13 protein-coding genes are annotated in these 16,937 nt (G+C 71.0%); 6 read left to right on the top strand and 7 right to left on the bottom strand.

The annotated features are described in order from the left end of the window. Window positions 1-61: 61 nt before the first annotated feature. The 5 genes from OG199_RS14975 to OG199_RS14955 all read right to left on the bottom strand — a co-directional run bounded on the left by OG199_RS14975 (window position 62) and on the right by OG199_RS14955 (window position 5,727). Window positions 62-913, bottom strand: coding sequence for a carbohydrate ABC transporter permease (locus tag OG199_RS14975; protein ID WP_153288532.1), 852 nt, complete (start codon window positions 911-913; stop codon window positions 62-64). Between the two features lies 1 nt (window position 914). Further along, on the bottom strand, window positions 915-1,793 hold the full coding sequence (locus tag OG199_RS14970) for a sugar ABC transporter permease (protein ID WP_351722378.1): 879 nt from the start codon (window positions 1,791-1,793) through the stop codon (window positions 915-917). A 47-nt stretch (window positions 1,794-1,840) separates the two neighbouring features. Next, entirely contained in the window at window positions 1,841-3,211 is a 1,371-nt protein-coding gene (locus OG199_RS14965; protein ID WP_401799733.1) for an extracellular solute-binding protein, read from the bottom strand. Window positions 3,212-3,355: 144 nt separating this feature from the next. Then, window positions 3,356-4,039, bottom strand: coding sequence for a response regulator (locus OG199_RS14960; RefSeq protein WP_266701440.1), 684 nt, complete (start codon window positions 4,037-4,039; stop codon window positions 3,356-3,358). Then, window positions 4,036-5,727 carry a sensor histidine kinase gene (locus OG199_RS14955; RefSeq protein ID WP_356804181.1) on the bottom strand — a complete coding sequence of 564 codons (1,692 nt, stop codon included), beginning with the start codon at window positions 5,725-5,727 and terminating at the stop codon, window positions 4,036-4,038. Before OG199_RS14955 ends, OG199_RS14960 begins: the two co-directional genes overlap by 4 nt. A 157-nt stretch (window positions 5,728-5,884) precedes the next feature. Between OG199_RS14955 and OG199_RS14950 the strand changes: the two genes are divergently transcribed. Beyond that, window positions 5,885-7,300, top strand: a complete 1,416-nt coding sequence (locus tag OG199_RS14950; RefSeq protein ID WP_356804183.1) for a cation:dicarboxylate symporter family transporter — start codon at window positions 5,885-5,887, stop codon at window positions 7,298-7,300. A 194-nt stretch (window positions 7,301-7,494) separates the two neighbouring features. Here OG199_RS14950 and OG199_RS14945 read toward each other — a convergent pair whose 3' ends face one another. Continuing rightward, complete coding sequence (locus tag OG199_RS14945; RefSeq protein ID WP_405829862.1) at window positions 7,495-8,118, bottom strand: TetR/AcrR family transcriptional regulator; 624 nt, start codon at window positions 8,116-8,118, stop codon at window positions 7,495-7,497. Between the two features lie 149 nt (window positions 8,119-8,267). Between OG199_RS14945 and OG199_RS14940 the strand changes: the two genes are divergently transcribed. The 5 genes from OG199_RS14940 (at window position 8,268) to OG199_RS14920 (ending at window position 14,206) form a co-directional block, all read left to right on the top strand. Continuing rightward, window positions 8,268-10,070 carry an MFS transporter gene (locus tag OG199_RS14940; protein WP_405834554.1) on the top strand — a complete coding sequence of 601 codons (1,803 nt, stop codon included), beginning with the start codon at window positions 8,268-8,270 and terminating at the stop codon, window positions 10,068-10,070. A 132-nt stretch (window positions 10,071-10,202) separates the two neighbouring features. Next, window positions 10,203-10,973 (top strand): DUF2127 domain-containing protein, encoded by a 771-nt coding sequence (locus tag OG199_RS14935; RefSeq protein WP_356804187.1) that lies wholly within the window; start codon window positions 10,203-10,205, stop codon window positions 10,971-10,973. A gap of 58 nt (window positions 10,974-11,031) precedes the next feature. Next, window positions 11,032-11,460 carry a MerR family transcriptional regulator gene (locus OG199_RS14930; RefSeq protein WP_351722365.1) on the top strand — a complete coding sequence of 143 codons (429 nt, stop codon included), beginning with the start codon at window positions 11,032-11,034 and terminating at the stop codon, window positions 11,458-11,460. Further along, complete coding sequence (locus tag OG199_RS14925; protein ID WP_323138413.1) at window positions 11,457-11,789, top strand: thioredoxin family protein; 333 nt, start codon at window positions 11,457-11,459, stop codon at window positions 11,787-11,789. The genes OG199_RS14930 and OG199_RS14925 overlap by 4 nt, the downstream gene beginning before the upstream one ends. Before the next feature lie 194 nt (window positions 11,790-11,983). Then, on the top strand, window positions 11,984-14,206 hold the full coding sequence (locus OG199_RS14920; RefSeq protein ID WP_405829860.1) for a HelD family protein: 2,223 nt from the start codon (window positions 11,984-11,986) through the stop codon (window positions 14,204-14,206). Between the two features lie 174 nt (window positions 14,207-14,380). On the opposite strand, the gene glgB is transcribed toward OG199_RS14920, so the two are convergent. After that, window positions 14,381-16,936 (bottom strand): 1,4-alpha-glucan branching enzyme, encoded by a 2,556-nt coding sequence (gene glgB, locus OG199_RS14915; RefSeq protein WP_405829858.1) that lies wholly within the window; start codon window positions 16,934-16,936, stop codon window positions 14,381-14,383. Between the last annotated feature and the right edge of the window lies 1 nt (window position 16,937).

The following is a 16,937-nucleotide window of genomic DNA, read 5'->3' as shown; positions in this document are numbered from 1 at the left end:
TACGGTTTCGTTTGGCATATCCCGCAGGGGCTTGACGCGGAACGTTCCCCGGGCGTCCCGCTCAGCCCTTGACCGCCCCGCCCAGCGCGAACCCTCCGCCCAGCCGCCGCGCCACCAGCACGTAGAGCAGGATCACCGGCGTCGAGTAGATGACCGAGAACGCCGCCAGTTGCCCGTAGACCACCGTTCCCCGGTTCCCGAAGAAGTCGTTGATGCTCACCGACGCGGGCATCTGGTCCGGTGTCAGCAGCAGCATGAACGGGACGAAGAAGTTCCCCCACATCATCACGAACGAGAAGACCGTCACCACCGCCACCCCGGGGCCCATCAGCGGCAGCACGATCCGCACCAGGGACTGCAGCGACGACGCGCCGTCCGTCCACGCCGCCTCCTCCAGTTCCCTCGGCACCCCGTCCATGAAGTTCTTCATCAGCCAGATGGCGAAGGGGAGTTGGGAGGCGGCGAAGAAGAAGATGGTGCCCTGCACGGTGTCGATGAGGTTCACCCGCACGAACAGCGCGTACACCGGAACCATGATCGCCGTGATCGGCAGGCAGGTCGCGAACAGGATGGTCAGCAGGAAGGGCCGGTTGAGACGCGAGCGGAACCGGGAGAGCGGATACGCCGCCAGAGCCGCGCACACCACCGTCAGCGCGGTCCCCCCGCCGCACAGGACCAGGCTGTTCAGCAGTGGTGTGAAGGTGATGTCCGGCTTCAGCACCGCGTCGAAGTTGTCCAGCGTGAGGCCGTCCGGGACCCGCACCCGCAGATCCGCGTGCGCGTCCAGCGACGACAGCACCACCCAGGCCAGCGGCAGCACGAACGCCGCGGCCACGAAGAGGAGTCCCGCGTCCGCCGCCAGCCGCCTTCCCACCCGGCGGGACCTGAGCGTGGCCCCCGTCAGCAGAGCCATCTCAGACCTCCGTCCGCAGGAGCCGCATGTAGACCACGGAGAACAGCGCCCCGACCACCAGCAGCAACAACGCGACCGCCGTCCCGTATCCGATCATGCTCTTCTGGAAAGCCTGCTCGTACATGAACAGGGGAAGCGTCTGGCTCCTGTTGCCCGGGCCGCCCCGCGTCATCACCCAGATCAGCCCGAACACCGAGAGTGTCTGCAGGGTGTTGAGCATCAGGTTCGTGGCGATCGACCGGCGGATCATCGGGAGCGTGATGTGCCACATCCGGCGCCAGCCGCCCGCCCCGTCCACCTCCGCCGCCTCCGTGATCTCCTTCGGTATCTCGTTCAGCGCCGCCGAGTAGACCAGCATCGAGAAGGCCGTGCCCCGCCACACGTTGGCGAACGACACCGCCAGGATCGGGAGGGTGAACAGCCAGTTCTGGGTGGGGAGATGGAGCCAGTCCAGGATCGCGTTCAGGGTGCCCTCCCGCCGGAAGAACGCGTACAGCAGGAAGCCCGCCACCACCTCCGGCAGCACCCACGCCGTGATCACGATCCCGCCGACCAGCGTCCGCACCGGCTTGGACGCCCGCTGCATCAGCGCGGCCAGCGCCAGCCCGAGCGTGTTCTGGCCGACGAGCGACGACAGCACCGTGAACACCAGCGTCAGCCACACCGCGTTCAGGAACGCCTCGTCCTTGAACGCCGCCCGGAAGTTGTCGAAACCGACGAAGGAGGAGTGCGCCTGACCCGTCAACTGGAGGTCGGTGAAGGCGATGTACGCGCAGTAGGCGATCGGCCCCGCCAGGAAGAGCAGCAGCAGGATCACGGCCGGCGCGAGGGGCAGCGCACGGGCCAGGATCCGGGGGCGCCCCGGCCGCCGCGGCGACACGGTCTTCGCGGCGACCGGGGCGGCGGGTGCCGCCCTCGTGCCCACGCTCACTTGCGCACCACCTGGCCGTCGGTGGCGGTCTTCAGCTCATCGTCGTAGCCGCTCGCGGCCTTGTCCACCGAGCTGTCCCCGGTCGTCACGCCCTCCATGGCCTCCTGGACGGCGGTCGAGACCTTGGGGTAGGCGGGGTACGCCGGGCGGTAGTGCGTGCTCGCGACCAGGTCCGTGAAGAACTTGATGCCGGGCTGTGCCTGTACGTACGCCGGGTCGGACGCCACGTCCTTGCGCACCGCGATACCGGAGTTGGCGATGTACCACTTCTGCGCGTTCGCCTTCGTCTGCATCGTCTCGACGAACTTGAAGGCGAGGTCGGGGTTGCCGGCCTTGGACGGGATCGCCCAGGTCCAGCCGCCGGACATGCTCACCTTGCCAGGTGCCTGGCCGTGCTGGGTCGGCATGTACGCGAGGCCGAGCTTCTGGGACCACTCGGGCCACTCGTGCCCCGCGCCCTTCTGCCAGTCCTGCGGGAGCCAGCTGCCGTCCAGGTCGATGCCCAGCTTGCCCTTGGGCAGCAGTTCACCGCGGACGGTGGTGCCGAAGTTCGGGTCCAGCGCGTCCGACACGTCGGGGCCCAGCTTCTCCTTGTAGACCGTCTCCACGAAGGTGAGCGCGTCCTTGAAGGCCTGGCTGCCCGCGACCCACTTCTTGGCGGCCGTGTCGTACAGGGGATCGGTCTTTCCGTCGCCCGTGCCGTAGAGCAGCATCTCGAAGCCCTGCATGGTGGCGGCCTCACCGGCCGGCTTGCCCGTGTAGACGTTGAGCGGGGTGACGCCCGGGACCTTCTGTTTGATCGTGCGGGCGGCGCTCAGCACGTCGTCCCAGTTCTTCGGCTGCCAGTCGGACGGCAGCCCCGCCTTCTGGAAGACGCCCTTGTCGAACCAGAGTCCGCGGGTGTCCGTGCCGTCCGGCACGCCGTACGTCTTCCCGTCCTGTGCCTTGGCCGCGGACTTCGCCGTGTCGATGAACTGGTTCCAGTCGGGCCACTTGTCGAGATAGGCGTCCAGAGGCTTCAAGTAGCCGCTGGTGATGTCGGAGTTGATGAGGAAGGTGTCCTCGTAGACCAGGTCGGGAGCCGTCTTGGGCGATCTCAGCATCTGCTGGAGCTTGGTGTAGTACTCGGAGTCCGGCGCCTTGATCGGGACGAGTTCCACCTTCTTGCCGGGGTTCGCCTTCTCGAACTCCTTCTTCATCTGGCCCAGATAGGTGTCCATGACGCGGATCGAGTTGTCCGTGGACTGCTTGAAGGAGATCTTCACGGTGTCCGGACTGCTGCCGGAGCCCGATCCGCAGGCGCTGAGCGCGGTCGCGGTGAGCAGAGTCGCGAGGAGAAACGGGATGGCGGTAGGGCGCACGGGCACGACCTCCTACTGGCCGACGTCGTCGGTGGCCGGGTTGTCTGCCCGGTGAACCTAAGAGCGTGGACTAGTCCAGGTCAATGACCTTGCACCGCCTTGCGACCGAACACAGCCCGGAGAAGTCCCTGTTGAGGACCGCATCCGGAACTAGCCCTTCACCCAGCGGTACTGCAGCTCGGGCCGTCCGACCTGCCCGTACTGCGGAGCGCGTGCCGCGCGCCCCGCGTCCACCAGGTGCTCCAGGTACCGCCGGGCGGTGATCCGCGAGATGCCCACCACCTCGGCGACCCCGGCCGCCGTGAGACCGTCCGCGCAGTCCCGCAGGGCGCGGGTGACGCGCTCCAGGGTCGGTGCGCTCAGCCCCTTGGGCAGGGCCGCGGGGCCCGGGGCGCGCAGGGTGGCCAGGGCGCGGTCCACCTCGTCCTGGCCGCTCGCCTCGCCCGCCGCCGCGCGGAACTCGGCGTACCGGACGAGGCGGTCGCGCAGCGTGGCGAAGGTGAAGGGCTTCAGGACGTACTGGACGACCCCGAGCGAGACGCCTTCCCTGACGACCGTGAGGTCCCGCGCGGAGGTCACCGCGATCACGTCCGCGTGGTGGCCGGCGGCGCGCAGCGAGCGGGCGAGCTGCAGACCGTGCACGTCGGGCAGGTGCAGATCGAGGAGCAGCAGGTCCACCGGGGTGCGGTCCAGGGCGCGGCGCGCCTGGGCGCCGGTGTGGGCCTTGCCCACCGCCGTGAAGCCGGGGACCCGCCCGACGTACATGACGTGCGCGTCGGCGGCCACCGGGTCGTCCTCGACGACGAGGACACGGATGGGCTGGGGGTCGGTCATACGTCGCCTCCGGGCAGGGCGTGCTGGACGGGGCCGGGGGCGAGGTCGTCCGGGGCGGCGGCCCCGGACCCCGCCGCCCCGTCGCCGGCGGCCGTGGTGGGCAACGGCAGCCGCACCTCGAACTCGGCCCCGCCCCCCGCCGCCTCGGCCACCGTCAGGGTGCCGTCGTGACGGTTCACCGCCTGGCGTACGAGGGCCAGGCCCAGCCCGCGCCCGGCGGGCCCCGCCGGTTTCGTCGACCAGCCGCGCCGGAAGACCGCCTCCGCGTGGGCCGGATCCACCCCGGCGCCCGTGTCGGCGACCCGCAGCACCAGGCCGGAGCCGTCCGTGAAGGCCGTGACGGTCACCCGCGCCCGTACCGTGCCCTGTGCCGCGTCCATCGCGTTGTCGATCAGGTTGCCGAGGACCGTCACGAGGTCCCGGGCCGGCAGACCGGCGGGCAGCAGACCGTCGTCGATGCCGCTCTGCTCCGAGATCACCAGTTCCACGCCCCGCTCGTTGGCCTGGGCCGCCTTGCCCAGCAGCAGGGCGGCGAGGACCGGTTCGCTGACCGCCGAGATCACCTCGTCGGTGAGCGTCTGGGCCAGCTCCAGTTCGGCGGTGGCGAAGTCGACGGCCTCCTCGGCGCGGCCCAGCTCGATCAGCGAGACCACCGTGTGGAGGCGGTTCGCGGCCTCGTGGGCCTGCGAGCGCAGGGCCTGGGTGAAACCGCGCTCGGAGTCGAGTTCGCCCGTCAGCGCCTGGAGCTCGGTGACGTCGCGCAGGGTGACGACCGTGCCACGGTGCTCACCGCCGGTGACCGGGGAGGTGTTGACGACCAGCACCCGGGACGCCGTGAGATGCACCTCGTCCACCCGGGGTTCCGCCGACAGCAGCGCGCCGGTCAGGGGTGCGGGCAGGCCGAGTTCGGCCACGGAACGGCCGACCGCCTCGTCGCCCACGCCCAGCAGCTCCCGTCCCCCGTCGTTCATCAGCGCCACCCGGTACTGCCCGTCCAGCATCAGCAGCCCCTCGCGTACAGCGTGCAGCGCGGCCTGGTGGTAGTCGTGCATGCGGCTCAGCTCGGCCGCGTTGAGGCCGTGCGTGGAGCGGCGCAGACGGGCGTTGATGACGTAGGTGCCGATGCCGCCGAGGACGAGGGCGCCGCCCGCGACGCCGATCAGGGCGGTCACCTGGTCCTGGACGCGTTTGGTGATCGCCTCCACCTTGATGCCCGCGCTGACCAGGCCGACGATGTGGCCGTTGTCCAGGACCGGGGTGACGGCGCGTACGGACGGGCCGAGGGTGCCCGTGTAGGTCTCGGTGAAGGACTTGCCGTGCAGGGCGGGACCGATGTGCCCGAGGAAGTGGCGGCCTATCAGCGTCTCGTCGGGATGGGTCCAGCGGATGCCCCGCGGACTCATGATCGTCACGAAGTCCACGCCGGTGTCCCGCTGCACCTGGAGGGCGTACGGCTGAAGGGGCTTCGTCGGGTCCGTGGTGCGGATCGCGTCCCGGACGGAGGGGGCGTCGGCGACCGAGCGTGCCACGGCCATCGCCTGGCGGCCCGCGGCCTCCTCGGCCTGACTGCGGTCACTGACGTAGCTGAAGAGCGCGTATCCCGCGACGAGCACCGCGATGAGCACGGCCTGCATCGCGAAGAGCTGGCCGGCCAGGCTGCGGGGTCTCGGGACGCGGGGGAGGCGCATGGCGCCAGTCTGCCTCGCACGGTAAGCGTGAACTAAATGAACGGAAGGGTGACCGCCCTCACATCCCAGGAGATAGTCACCGCATCCCCCGGGCGCACGCCCCCGGTTCTGCCGGGAGGCGTGTCTCCCGATTCCCCGGACGTGAGCCGCACGCCGGATGATGCCGACGACGTCGTCAAGGAGGGCAGCCGTGACCACCCCAACGGCACCTGCCGCACCCGCCGCCAAGCGGGACCGCACCCACTATCTCTACATCGCGGTGATCATCGCGGTCGCCCTCGGTATCGCTGTCGGTTTCGCCGCGCCGGACTTCGCCAAGGAGCTCAAGCCGATCGGTACGGGCTTCGTCGCCCTGATCAAGATGATGATCTCGCCGATCATCTTCTGCACGATCGTGCTCGGCGTCGGCTCGGTGCGGAAGGCGGCCAAGGTCGGCAAGGTCGGCGGTCTCGCGCTCGGCTACTTCATCTGCATGTCGTTCGTGGCCCTGGCCATCGGCCTGGTGGTCGGCAACATCATCCACCCGGGCAGCGGAATGCACCTGACCGAGGCCGTGAAGGGCGTCGGTCACACGCAGGCCGAGGCCGCCGCCGAGGGGCCGGTCGACTTCATCCTCGGGATCATCCCGACCACCTTCGTCTCGGCCTTCACCGAGGGCCAGGTCCTCCAGACGCTGCTGATCGCGCTGCTCGCGGGCTTCGCGCTGCAGGCCATGGGCCGGGCCGGCCAGCCCGTGCTGCGCGGCGTCGAGCACATCCAGAAGCTGGTCTTCCGTATCCTCGGCATGATCATGTGGGCCGCGCCCGTCGGTGCCTTCGGCGCCATGGCGGCCGTCGTCGGCGAGACCGGCATGGACGCGCTGAAGGCGCTGGGCACGATCATGCTCGGCTTCTACATCACCTGCGCCCTGTTCGTCGTGATCGTGCTCGGCACGCTGACGAAGCTGGTGGCGAAGATCAACGTCTTCCGGCTGCTCAAGTACCTGGGCCGGGAGTTCCTGCTGATCGTCTCCACCTCGTCCTCCGAGTCCGCGCTGCCGCGGCTGATCGCGAAGATGGAGCATCTGGGCGTCAGCCGTCCCGTCGTCGGCATCACCGTGCCGACCGGCTACTCCTTCAACCTCGACGGCACGATGATCTACCTGACCATGGCCTCGCTGTTCATCGCCGACGCGATGGACCAGCCGATGAGCGTCGGGCAGCAGATCGGGCTGCTGCTCTTCATGATGGTCGCCTCGAAGGGCGCGGCGGGTGTCTCCGGCTCCGGCATCGCCGTACTGGCCAGCGGTCTGCAGTCGCACAAGCCGGCGCTGGTGGACGGCGTCGGTCTGATCATCGGCATCGACCGCTTCATGAGCGAGGCGCGCGCCGTCACCAACTTCGCCGGCAACGCGGTGGCCACCCTGCTCATCGGCACCTGGACCGGCGAGGTCGACAAGGAGCGGGTGAACCGGGTACTCGCCGGTGAGCTGCCGTTCGACGAGCGGACGCTGCTGGACGACTCCGGAGAGGACGCGGACGTCTCCGCCGGACTGCCCGAGCAGGGCGGCGACAAGGAGCTGGCCAAGGCCTGACACCACCGCCGCTCCACCATGCGCCGGCGCCCGCTCTCCCCCCGGACGGGGCGCCCCCCGACGGGACGCTCCTCCTGACAGGGCGTCCCTGAACGGGGCCGGCGCCCTCAGCCGCCGAGCGGCCGGGTCCTCCCCCCGCGGACCCGGCCGCTCGGTGCGTCAGCGAGGCAGGCCGCCGGCTGCCTCGTGCTCGTTCACTCCTCCTCGCCCAGCTTCGCCACCAGAGCCGCGGCGCGGGCGGCGGGTACGCCCGCCGTGGTCAGCATGGTGACCACGGCGGAGGGGCCCGCCTCCTCCGCCGCGAGCAGGCCGTCGTTCACCGCCTCCATGAGCGCGAACAGCATCTGCTCGTGCACGTACGCCAGGGCCGGGGCCGGCAGCGGGGACTCGAACACGCCCTGTTCCAGGCCGCGTCGGAGCACCTCCGCGCAGGACTCGCGCACCGGGGTGAGCCGCTCACGGATGCCCTGCACCGTGACGCTGCGCTGGGCCAGCGCGACCAGCAGCCGGTAGCGGTCGGCGATCTCCCAGACCGCGAGCGTCGAGCGGATCAGCGATTCCGCCGGATCCTCGACGCCCTCCCGGCCCGCCGCGTGCGCGGCGGCCACCGCCTCCACGGCGCCGTCGGTCAGGGTGCTGACCAGCACCTCGCGGCTCGGGAAGTGTCCGTACACGGTGCGCCGTACGACGCCCGCGGCCCGTGCGATCTGGTCCATGGAGGCGTCGGGGTCGCGCAGCAGCTCGGCGAGCGCGACGTCGAGGATGCGGCGGCGGTTCGCGTCCGCGCGGCTGGCACTACCCGTGGTCATGGCTGTCATTCTGCACGCCCCGCGCGGTGCTCGGCCGCTCCTTCGCCCAGGGCTCCGTCCCATCGATTTGCACAGTGCTGTGCATCGTCATACATTGCACACTGTCGTGCAGTTGCACGGCGATGTGCAAGTCGAGTGAGGAGAGGGCGGCCGTCCCCATGCGTCTCGTCGTCAACGAACCGGTCGAGCGGATGGACCGGCCCTACGCCCGGCGCTGGTGGGCGCTGCTGGTGCTCTGCCTGAGCCTGCTGATCATCGTGATGGCGAACACCGCCCTCACCGTCGCGGCCCCCGACATGACCCGGGACCTCGGCCTGTCCAGCGCCGACCTGCAGTGGGTCATCGACGGCTACACCGTCCCGTACGCCGCGCTGATGCTGCTGCTCGGCGCGATCGGCGACAAGTACAGCCGGCGCGGCGCGCTCGTGCTGGGGCTGGTGGTCTTCGGCGGCGGCGCGGTGGCGGGGTCGCTCGTGGACAGTTCCGCCGGGGTCATCGCGGCCCGTGCCGTGATGGGGGTCGGCGCCGCGCTGATCATGCCCGCGACGCTCTCCCTGCTCGCCGCGACCTTCCCGCGCGCGGAACGCGCGAAGGCGATCACCCTGTGGACCGCCACGGCCGGACTCGCCATCGCGGCGGGACCCCTGGTCGCGGGCGCGCTGCTGCAGCACCACGGCTGGTCCGCCACCTTCCTGATCAACGTGCCGATCGCCGCCGTCGCGATCATCGGCGCCCTCGTCCTCGTACCGCCCTCCAGGGCCGCGCACCAGCACCGCGTCGACCACGTCGGCGGTCTGCTGTCGGTCGTCTGGATCGGCGCGCTGGTCTACATGATCATCGAGGGACCGCACTTCGGATGGGGCGTCCGGGCCGTCACGGCCGCGGTCGTCGCGGGGCTCGGACTGGTGGCCTTCGTGGTGTGGGAGCTGCGCCACCCGCGCCCGGTCGTCGACGTACGCCGGTTCGCCCAGCGCCGGTTCGCCGGCTCGAACCTCGCCGTCGCGCTCTTCTTCCTGGCCGTCTTCGGCGCCTTCTACTACCTCACCCAGCATCTGCAGTTCGTGCTCGGATACGACGCGCTGGAGACCGGCGTGCGGATGCTGCCGCTCGCCGGGGCCGTCTTCGCCGGCTCGGCGCTCACCGGCTACCTCACCCCGCGCGTCGGCATGAGGATCACGGTGACCGCGGGCATGGTCGGCGGTACGGCGGCGCTCGCGCTCCTCACCCGGGTGGACGCGGCATCGTCGTACGGCGACTTCGTCCTCCCTCTCGTCATCCTCGGTCTCGCCATCGGACTCGCGCTCTCGCCCTGCACGGACGCCATCATGGGCGCGTTCCCCGAGTCCGAACTCGGTGTCGGCGGCGCGGTCAACGACACCTCGCTGGAGCTCGGCGGCTCGCTCGGCATCGCCCTCCTCGGCTCCGTGCTGGCGAGTTCGTACTCCTCGCACCTCTCGGACGCGACCACGGGCGGCAGGCTCCCGGCGGACGCGCTGGCCACGGCCCAGGACTCGGTCGGCGCGGGATACGCGGTCGCCCAGGGCATCGGTGACAAGGCCCGGCAGCTCGGCGAGCAGGCCGCACGGGCCGGACACGCGGGGAACACCGAGAAGGCCGCGCAGCTGAAGGCGCAGTCCGACCAGCTCGCCCACGGGGCCCGGCAGATGGCGGACGCGGTCGGCTCGTCCTTCTCGGACGCGGTGGCGCACACCAGCCTGATCGGCGCGGTGATCCTGGGCGTGGGGACGGTGCTGGTGGCGGTGCTGCTGCCGTGGAAGGAGCGCACGGGGGAGACGCGGGCGCGGGCGGACGAGGAGGACACCCGGGACGCCCGGGTCACGGAGGCCGGGGGCGCGGGGGACGCCGAGACGGAATCCGGGTCCGAGGCCGGGTCCGTGTCGGAGACGAAGGCCGAGCCCGAGGCGGAGAGCGAGTCCGAGGAGAGCGCCGCGGCGCGCTGACCGTGGCCCACGACGGTGTTCGCGGAACCGTGACCCCCGGGCCCCCGTCTCGTAGAACATGCACTACCGTGCCGTGCCGGACCTACCGGCACGGCACGTGATGTTCTGCATGTTCTGCGGAGGGCACGGAGTATGAAGATCGACTGGGACCGGCGGACGTGCGCGCGTCGCGGCCATGCGACGTACGCGCCGGACGAGCCGGGGCTGCGCGACCGTCTGCGCGCCGGGACCAGCCTCGGCGAGGCCTGGCGCTGTCTGCGCTGCGGCGACTTCGTGCTCGGCGAACCGCACGGCTCGGGGCCCGCGGAGGACGCGCCGCTCGTGCCGCGCGGCAAGGTGCTGCGGGATCTGTTCATCCTGCGCTTCCTGGCGATCGAACGGGCCGTGCGCGGGGTGTTCATCGTGCTGGTCGCGGCCGCGGTGTGGAGGTTCAGCAACAGCCAGGACTCCGTGCGCCGTCTCTTCGACGAGTACCTGAACGTCTTCCGGCCGGTCTTCAGGCACTTCCACTACGACCTCGACCACTCGCCGGTCGTCGGCAGCATCCAGAAATCCTTCGGCTACAAGCACTCCACGCTGGTCCTGGTGGCCGCGCTGCTGCTGGCGTACGCGCTGATCGAACTCGTCGAGGCGGGCGGCCTCTGGTACGCGAAGCGCTGGGCGGAGTACCTGACGGTGGTCGCCACCGCCGCCTTCCTGCCCCTGGAGGTCTACGAGCTCACCGAGCACGTCAGCTGGCTGAAGATCGCCACCCTGGTCCTGAACATCCTCGCCGTCCTCTACATCGCCCTCGCCAAACGGCTCTTCGGGCTGCGCGGCGGACGCGCGGCGTTCGACGAGGAGCGGCAGAGCGCGTCACTGCTGGAGGTCGAGGAGTCGGCGGGCGTGGCGGCCCACGCCTGACCCGCGCCGCCGGCACCGGCCTTGCCCTGACGCCGACGTCAAGGATTACGTTCGGGACATGCGAATCGGCGAGCTGGCGACGAGGGCCGGGACCACCACGCGCACGCTGCGGTACTACGAGTCGCGGGGGCTGCTGCCCGCGCGGCGCGCCGGCAACGGCTACCGCACCTACGACGAGGACGACCTGAAGCTGCTGCGGCAGATCAGGACGCTGCAGGACTTCGGGTTCGACCTGGAGGAGACGCGGCCGTTCGTGGAGTGCCTGCGGGCCGGGCATCCGGAGGGGGACTCCTGTCCCGCCTCGCTCGCGGTCTACCGCCGCAAGCTGGGTGAACTCGACGCGCTGATCGGTGAGTTGCGGGCGGTGCGGAGCGAGGTCGGCGCGCAGTTGGCGCGGGCCGAGCGGGCTCGCGACGAGCTGGCCGCCGACGCGGCGGTTCCGGGGGGTCCGGAGCCGGTGTGCGAACTGGGAGGGCGGACACGGTGATCGATCTGACGGGCGTGGCCTCGGTGACGGACGCGGACTTCGAGGCGGAGGTGATCGGCGCGGAGCTTCCCGTGCTGGTGGAGTTCACCGCCGACTGGTGTCCGCCGTGCCGGCAGATGGGGCCGGTGCTGAGCGCTCTCGCGGCCGAGGAGGAGGGGCGGCTCAAGGTCGTCCAGCTGGACGTCGACACGAATCCGGAGACGACCAACGCCTACCGGGTCCTGTCGATGCCCACGTTCATGGTGTTCCGCGGCGGTGAGCCGGTGAAGTCGATGGTGGGCGCCCGGCCCAGGCGGCGGCTGCGGGAGGAGCTGTCCGACGTGCTCTGAGCGGGGCGCCTCGGGCGCGGCCGACCCAAAGAAAAACCCCCGGGGAAATTGCACCCGGGGGTTTTTCTTGCGTATATTGAATGGTTCGCGACTTGAATACATCAAGTCGTGGAGAAGTTCACTGGCCACAGTATATCCGGGCGGGAGCGGAATTGTCAAACAGGGGCTCAAACGCAGAATTTCCCGATGCTGAATTGCAGCAGGAGCAGGAATTCATCGACGGGCTGTACGCGCGCGTCGACGTGCTGCGGGGCGACACCGAGGCCTCCGTCGGCGACGCGCTCGCGCAGGGCAACACGCCCATGCAGGCCAGGCTCGAACGCGATGTGCTCGTCGCCGAGCGCTCGGGGCTGCTGGCCGCGCTGAACGCCGTGGACGGCTCGCTCTGCTTCGGCCGGATCGACCTCACCACCGGCGTCAGCCACCACATCGGCCGTATCGGCGTCCGCGCCGACGACATCGAGCACACCCCCATCCTCATCGACTGGCGGGCCCCGGTCGCCCGCCCCTTCTACCTTGCCACCGGGCACACCCCGATGGACCTGCGCCGCCGCCGGCACATCAGTACCGAGGGCCGCCGGGTGACCGACGTGCACGACGAGATCCTCGACCTCGGCGACCGCCGGCGCACCGGCCACGAGGACCCGACCGGCGACGCCGTCCTGCTCGCCGCGCTCAACTCGGCGCGCACCGGCCGCATGAGCGACATCGTGCAGACCATCCAGGCCGAGCAGGACCGCATCATCCGCGCCCCGCACCGGGGCGTGCTGGTGGTGGAGGGCGGCCCCGGCACCGGCAAGACGGCCGTCGCGCTGCACCGGGCCGCGTTCCTGCTGTACGAGTACCGGGAGCTGCTGGCCAAGCGCGCCGTCCTGATCGTCGGCCCGAACCCGGCGTTCCTCGGCTACATCGGCGAGGTGCTGCCCTCGCTCGGCGAGACGGGCGTGCTGCTCGCCACCGTCGGCGAACTGTTCCCCGGCGTGAAGGCCACGGCCACCGACACCCCGCGGGCCGCCGCGGTCAAGGGCCGCGCCGACATGGCCGAGGTGCTGGTCTCGGTGGTCCGCGACCGTCAGGCGCTGCCCGACCCGGTGATCGCGATCGAGCACGACCGCGACATCCTGATGCTCGACGCCGGGCTCGTCCGGGTCGCCCGCGAACGCACCCGCGAGGCCGATCTGCCGCACAACGTGGCCCGCGAGCACTTCGAGGGCCACATCCTCAACACGCTCACCGACATGCTCGCCGAACGCATCGGCACCGACCCCTTCGACGGGTCCAACCTGCTCGACCCGAGCGACATCACCCAGATCCGTGACGACCTCGCCGAGAACCCCGAGGTCTGGTCGGCCATCGACCAGCTGTGGCCGCGGCTGACCCCGCAGCGGCTGGTCGCCGACTTCCTCGCCGAGCCGGAGGGCTACGTCGGCGAGGAGGACGCGGAGGCGATCCGCCGTCCGGTCACCGGTGCGTGGACCGTCGCCGACGTCCCCCTTCTCGACGAGGCCGCCGAACTGCTGGGCGAGGACGACCGGGTCGCGCGGGCCCTGGCCGACCAGGAGCGCCGCGCCCAGGTCGCCTACGCGCAGGGCGTGCTCGACGTGTCCTACGCCTCCCGTACGTACGAGTTCGAGGACAAGGACGAGGAGGATTCCGAGGTCCTGTCCGCCCACAACATCATCGACGCCGAGCGGATGGCCGAGCGGCACGAGGAGGACGACCACCGCAGCGCCGCCGAGCGGGCGGCGGCCGACCGGACCTGGGCGTTCGGCCACATCATCGTCGACGAGGCGCAGGAGCTCTCGCCGATGGCCTGGCGGCTGCTGATGCGGCGCAGTCCCACCCGGTCGATGACGCTGGTCGGTGACCCGGCGCAGACCGCCGAGGCGGCCGGGGTCGGGTCGTGGGAACGCATCCTCGCCCCGTATGTCGAGGACCGCTGGGAGCACACCCGGCTCGCCGTCAACTACCGCACCCCGTCCGAGATCATGGAGGTCGCGGCGGCGGTGGTCCGTGCGGAGCACCCCGGCTTCGAACCGCCGAGTTCGGTGCGGACGACGGGCGTACGCCCGTGGGCCCGCGCGACCGACGACCTGCCCGGCGCGGTGGCGAAGGCGGTGGCGGAACTGACCCCGGCGGAGGGCCGCCTCGCGGTCATCGCCCCGCGTGACCTGCATCCGGAACTGGCCGCCCGGCTGGACGGCGTGACGGCGGGCGGAGAGCCCGACCTGACCCGGACGGTCGTCCTGCTCGACCCCCGCCAGTCCAAGGGCCTGGAGTTCGACTCGGTGCTGGTGGTGGAGCCGGGACGGTACGGCACGAGCGACCTGTACGTGGCACTGACCCGGGCCACGCAGCGGCTGGGCGTCCTGCACACCGGGGAACTGCCCGAGGCGCTGGCCGAGGCGTTCGGGTAGGCACCACGGGCGCGCGGCGGCTTCGTGCCGCGGTCGCGCCCCGGGCGGCGGCCGCGTACGACGGAGCCCTCCGGTCTCCGGTCCCGCCCCTCAGCGGGAGCGGAGACCGGAGGGCCGGGCCGGGTGCGCGGCTGCGGGTGTGCTCCGGAGTGCCGCAGCGGTTGCCGGGCGGCCTCAGGCCGGTCGGAGCCAGACCGTCGCCAGCGGTGGCAGCGTCAGGCGGATGCTGGCCGGGCGGCCGTGCCAGGCCTGGGGTTCCGGTTTGACGACGTCCGGGTTGGTGACGTCGCTTCCGCCGTACCGGGCGCTGTCGGTGTTGAGGGTCTCCTGCCAGGCGGGGACGGAGTCGGGGACGCCGAGGCGGTAGGCGTGGCGGACGACCGGGGAGAGGTTGGAGACCGCGAGCAGCGGGGTGCCCTCGGCGTCGAGACGCAGGAACGCGAAGACGTTGTCCTCCGCGGCGTCGCCGACCACCCACTGGAAGCCGGACGGGTCGGTGTCCTGTTCCCAGAGCGCCGGCGTGTGGCGGTAGACGGTGTTGAGGTCGCGGACCAGGTCACGGACGCCCCGGTGGTCGGCCTCCGCGGGGTAGGCGGGGTCGAGGAGCCACCAGTCGGGTCCGTGGGTCTCGGACCATTCCGCTCCCTGGGCGAACTCCTGGCCCATGAAGAGGAGTTGTTTGCCGGGGTGGGCCCACATGTAGCCGAGGTAGGCGCGGGTGGTGGCGCGTTGCTGCCACCAGTCGCCCGGCATCTTGGAGACGAGCGACTTCTTGCCGTGGACGACCTCGTCGTGGGAGATGGGCAGGACGTAGTTCTCGCTGTAGGCGTAGACCATGGAGAACGTCATCTCGTGGTGGTGGTACTTGCGGTGCACCGGCTCGTGCTGGACGTAGTCCAGTGAGTCGTGCATCCATCCCATGTTCCACTTCAGCCCGAACCCGAGTCCGCCGAAGCCGCCGGGGCCGGAGTGGTGGGTGGCCCGGGTGACGCCGTCCCAGGCGGTGGATTCCTCGGCGATGGTGACGACGCCGGGGTTGCGGCGGTAGACGGTGGCGTTCATCTCCTGGAGGAAGGCGACGGCGTCGAGGTCTTCGCGGCCGCCGTGTTCGTTGGGTGTCCACTGCCCGGGCTGGCGGGAGTAGTCGAGGTAGAGCATGGAGGCGACGGCGTCGACGCGGAGTCCGTCGATGTGGAATTCCTGGCACCAGTAGACGGCGTTGGCGACGAGGAAGTTGCGGACTTCGCGGCGTCCGAAGTCGAATTCGAGGGTGCCCCAGTCGGGGTGGGCGGCGCGGCGGGGGTCGGCGTGTTCGTAGAGGGGGCGTCCGTCGAATGCGGCGAGGGCCCATTCGTCGCGGGGGAAGTGGGCGGGGACCCAGTCCATGAGGACGCCGATGCCGGCCTGGTGGAGGGCGTCGACGAGGTGTTTGAAGTCGTCGGGGGTGCCGAGGCGGGCGGTGGGGGCGTAGAAGCCGGTGACCTGGTATCCCCAGGAGCCGCCGAAGGGGTGTTCGGCGACGGGCATGAGTTCGACGTGGGTGAAGCCGAGGTCGGCGACGTAGGCGGGGAGCTGCTGGGCGAGCTGACGGTAGGTCAGGCCGGGGCGCCAGGACGGAAGATGCACCTCGTAGACGGAGAACGGCGCCTCATGAGCGGGACGCTTCCCCCGTCCCGCCATCCACTCCTCGTCGTGCCAGGTGTGGTGCGAGGTGTGGACGATCGACGACGTGCGGGGCGGGACCTCGGTGCGGCGGGCCATCGGGTCGGCGCGCAGGGTGCGGGAGCCGTCGGGGCGGGTGATCTCGAACTTGTAGAGCTCGCCCTCGCCGATGCCGGGCACGAACAGCTCCCAGACGCCCGTGGAGCCGAGCGAGCGCATCGGATACCCCGTGCCGTCCCAGAAGTTGAAGGTGCCCGCGAGCCGGACCCCGCGCGCGTTCGGCGCCCACACCGTGAAACGGGTGCCGGTCACGCCCTGATGGGTCATCGGCTCGGCGCCCAGGGCCTGCCAGAGCTGTTCGTGGCGGCCCTCGCCCAGCAGATGGAGGTCGAGCTCGCCGAGCGAGGGCAGGAAACGGTACGCGTCCTCGGTGTCCTGGACCGTCTCCTCGTACGCCACGAGCAGCCGGTAGGCGTCCGGGACCGCGCGCAGCGGCAGTACGGCCGAGAAGAAGCCGTCCCCGTCGTCGTGCAGTTCGGCCCGCAGGTCGTCCGTCACGACGGTCACGCCCAGGGCGTACGGCCGGAAGGCCAGGAACGCCACTCCGCCCGGCACCGGATGGGCGCCCAGGACCCCGTGCGGATCGTGGTGGGTACCGGAGAGCAGCCGCTCCCGGTCGCCCGGGCCGAGACCGGCGAAGACGGGAACGACGTCGGCGCGGGGAGGCGAACCGACGTAGGGCGTCGCAGGGTTGGACAGATGGTCGGCAGCGGTGCCGGTGGCGGTGGGCGGGGTGTCGGCGGGTGCCGGAGTGGCCCCGGCGGGTGCCGGGGGACCGCCCGCGGAGGCAGGCTCGGGAGCCTTCTTGGCGGACTTCGTGCCTTTGCTCCCGGCGGGCTTCCGCCCGGCGGACCTCTCGGGGGCCTTGGCCGCGGGCTTTCCCTCGGCCGCCTTCCCGGCCTCCGTCTGCTGGGCCGCAGTCTTCTGGACCGCCGCCTTCTTGCCGGTGGCCGGCTTCTTGGCACCGTTCTTCTTCGGACTGTCGTCGGACGGGGGGCGGGGCGTCACG

The organism is Streptomyces sp. NBC_01176, assembly GCF_045039825.1.
GTDB lineage: Bacteria > Actinomycetota > Actinomycetes > Streptomycetales > Streptomycetaceae > Streptomyces.
The sequence above is the reverse complement of the archived record's forward strand: the minus strand, read 5'-3'. Positions and strand labels throughout refer to the sequence as shown.